Origin of the sequence: Hydrogenophaga sp., assembly GCF_051007235.1 — a bacterium.
In the GTDB taxonomy this organism is placed as follows: domain Bacteria; phylum Pseudomonadota; class Gammaproteobacteria; order Burkholderiales; family Burkholderiaceae_C; genus Hydrogenophaga.
Genome location: NZ_JBPCSJ010000076.1, coordinates 1 through 2771 on the forward strand (window position 1 = coordinate 1; position 2771 = coordinate 2771).

Sequence of the window (2771 nt, forward strand, 5' to 3'; positions counted from 1 at the left end):
TCTGGCGGCCGATGCCCTGGCCGCGGCAGGCCTGGTCGACCACCACGTCCTCGGCAATGGCCGAGGGCGTGCCGCGGTGGGCCAGGTTGTGCATGACCAGCAGGGCGTAGCTGCCGACCACCGCGCCCGCGGCATCGATGGCCACGAACAGGCGGTAGCTGGGGTAGCGCGCGAACTGGGCGAAGACCTCGCGCGCCTGCTCGGGGCCGAGCACCTCGCCGTCGTCCAGGCCGGGCTGTGCGTACAGCGCCAGCACGGCCGGCAGGTCGTCGGCCGTGGCTTCGCGCAGCATCACGGCGTCAGTCATGGGCCGGCTCCGGTGCGGTGGCCTGTGCCGCCTGCCGCTCCTGGCAGTGGTCGGAGTCGGAGCAGACGTGCAGGCGCGTGCCCTGGTCGTCGGTGATGATTTCGTCGAGGAAGCTGTCGGTGGCGCCGCACAGCGCGCAGGGCACGTCCCACTTCTGGACCTCGAACGGGTGGTCCTCGAAGCCCAGGCTCTCGACCTTCGTGTACGGCGGCACCGCGTAGATGCGCTTTTCCCGCCCGGCGCCGAACAGCTGCAGGGCCGGGTTCATGTGCATCTTGGGGTTGTCGAACTTCGGGATCGGCGACGGCGCCATCAGGTAGCGGCCGTTGACCATGACGGGGTAGTCGTAGGTGGTGGCGATGTGGCCGTGGCGCGCGATGTCTTCATAGAGCTTCACGTGCATCAGCCCGTATTCGGCCAGGGCGTGCAGCGTGCGGGTCTCGGTCTCGCGCGGCTCCAGCCGCTGCATGGGCTCGGGCACCGGCACCTGGTAGACGATCACCTGCCCTTCGCGCAGCGGCGTCTCCGGAATGCGGTGGCGCGTCTGGATGATGTCGGCCTCGGTCGTGCGCGTGGTCACCTCGACACCGGTGGTGCGCTGGAAGAAGCGGCGGATGTTGACCGCGTTGACGGTGTCGTCCGATCCCTGGTCGATCACCTTGAGGGTGTCGTCCGGCCCGATCACCGCCGCCGTGACCTGTATGCCGCCCGTGCCCCAGCCGTAGGGCAGCGGCATTTCGCGCGAGCCGAAGGGCACCTGGTAGCCGGGGATGGCGACGGCCTTGAGGATGGCGCGGCGGATCATGCGCTTGGTGCGCTCGTCCAGGTACGCGAAGTTCACACCCGGCTCGGTGGCGGGCGCTTCGGGGTGCAGCAGTTCGGGATTCATGGGCGCGTTCATGCGGCCTCCGGGTCCGGGTTGGGTTGGCGCCGGGCTTCGGCGCGCATGCGGCGCACCAGTTCCAGCTCGGACTGGAAGTCCACGTAGTGCGGCAGCTTCAGGTGCTGCACGAAGCCCGAGGCTTCCAGGCTGTCGCTGTGCGAGAGCACGAACTCCTGCTGCTGCGCCGGTGCCTCGACGGTTTCGCCCAGCTCGGGGGCGCGCAGCGCGCGGTCCACCAGGCTCATGGCCATGGCCTTGCGCTCGCTGTGACCGAAGGCCAGGCCGTAGCCGCGCGTGAACTTCGGCGGCTCGGTCTTGCTGCCGGCGAACTGGTTGACCATTTCGCACTCGGTGATCTCGATCTCGCCGATGGACACGGGGAAGTCCAGCTCCTCGGGTTCGAGCACCACTTCGACCTGGCCCAGCCGCACCTCGCCCACGAAGGGGTGGGTGTGCGAATAGCCGCGCTGGGTGGAATAGGCCATGGCCAGCAGGAAGCCCTCATCTCCGCGCGCCAGGTTTTGCAGGCGGGTGGCGCGGTCGGCCGGGAAGCGCAGCGGCTCGCGCGTCAGGTCCACCGGCTCGGGGTCGCCCTCGGGCACCGGGTGGGTCTCGATCAGGCCCTCCTGGTTCAGCAGGTCGACCACGCGCGGAGCCGGGGCGGGCACTGCCGTGGCCGCCGCCGTGGCGCTGCCCGGCGTAGCGGCGTTGGCCAGCAGCGTGAAGTCCAGCAGGCGCTGGGTGTAGTCGTAGGTCGGGCCCAGGATCTGGCCGCCCGGCAGGTCCTTGAAGGTCGCCGAGATGCGGCGGTCCGGCCGCATCTGCGCGGTGTCCAGCGCGCGCGTGGTGCCCAGGCGCGGCAGCGTGGCGCGGTAGGCGCGCAGCAGGAAGATGGCCTCCACCAGATCGCCCGCGGCCTGCTTGATCGCCAGCGCGGCCAGTTCGGCGTCGTACACCGAGCCCTCGGTCATCACGCGGTCCACCGCCAGCTTCATCTGCTGGCGGATCTGGTCCACGCTCAGCTCGGGTTGCTGCGGGTCGCCGCGGCGCTGTTCGGCCAGCAGGCGGTAGCTGTGGAGGATGGCGGTTTCACCGCCCTTGACGGCCACGTACATGGTCAGGCCTCCTGGGTCGCGCGCACGCGGGTGCTGCGGGGCAGGCCCGCGATGTGGGTGGGCGTGGCCAGGAACAGGTCCACGCCGCGCGGGAAGCTGCGGTGGTTGGTGTCCCACTGGTCGGCGAAGTCACCGGGCAGGCCGTGGACGGACAGGCTCTGGTCGGTCGCGATGCCGGGGCCGGTGAGCACGAAGGCCTCGGCCTCTGCGTCGCCCACCGCGGCCACTTCGACCACGCAGGTGGCCGACTGGTCGGGGTACTCGTGGGTGCCGGCGTTCAGCGTGGCCAGGGGCGGCAGCGCGTCGCCTTCGGCGATCCAGAGGAAGCGTGCCGCCGCGGGCGATGCGGCCCAGCGGCAGCCGGTGTGGAAGCGCAGCCAGGCGGCGGCGTCGCTGGCGGCCAGCGCGGGCGAGAGCCACACCGCGCAGTCGCTGTCCACCAGCGCCTGCAGCAGCAGGGCGGCGG

The 2771-nt window shown here is 71.0% G+C and carries 4 protein-coding genes; all 4 read right to left on the minus strand.

What is annotated here, in order from left to right; genetic code table 11:
- On the minus strand, window positions 1-307 hold a 307-nt coding region (locus ACR2JA_RS02545; RefSeq protein ID WP_434007561.1), incomplete at its 3' end, for an N-acetyltransferase family protein.
- The gene (locus ACR2JA_RS02550) at window positions 300-1208 is read right to left on the minus strand and encodes an alpha-D-ribose 1-methylphosphonate 5-phosphate C-P-lyase PhnJ (RefSeq protein ID WP_434007562.1); all 909 of its coding nucleotides are present in this window, start codon (window positions 1206-1208) and stop codon (window positions 300-302) included. The genes ACR2JA_RS02550 and ACR2JA_RS02545, both read right to left, overlap by 8 nt.
- The gene (locus tag ACR2JA_RS02555) at window positions 1205-2305 is read right to left on the minus strand and encodes a carbon-phosphorus lyase complex subunit PhnI (protein ID WP_434007563.1); all 1101 of its coding nucleotides are present in this window, start codon (window positions 2303-2305) and stop codon (window positions 1205-1207) included. Before ACR2JA_RS02555 ends, ACR2JA_RS02550 begins: the two co-directional genes overlap by 4 nt.
- 2 nt (window positions 2306-2307) lie before the next feature.
- Window positions 2308-2771 (minus strand): phosphonate C-P lyase system protein PhnH (phnH, locus tag ACR2JA_RS02560; RefSeq protein ID WP_434007564.1); only part of this gene is annotated, 464 nt, incomplete at its 5' end.

What these genes read in the sequence shown, in the direction of transcription:
- ACR2JA_RS02550 (WP_434007562.1), bottom strand. Translation starts at nt 1,208, where the DNA reads ATGAACGCGCCCATGAATCCCGAACTGCTGCACCCCGAAGCGCCCGCC.
- ACR2JA_RS02555 (WP_434007563.1), bottom strand. Translation starts at nt 2,305, where the DNA reads ATGTACGTGGCCGTCAAGGGCGGTGAAACCGCCATCCTCCACAGCTAC.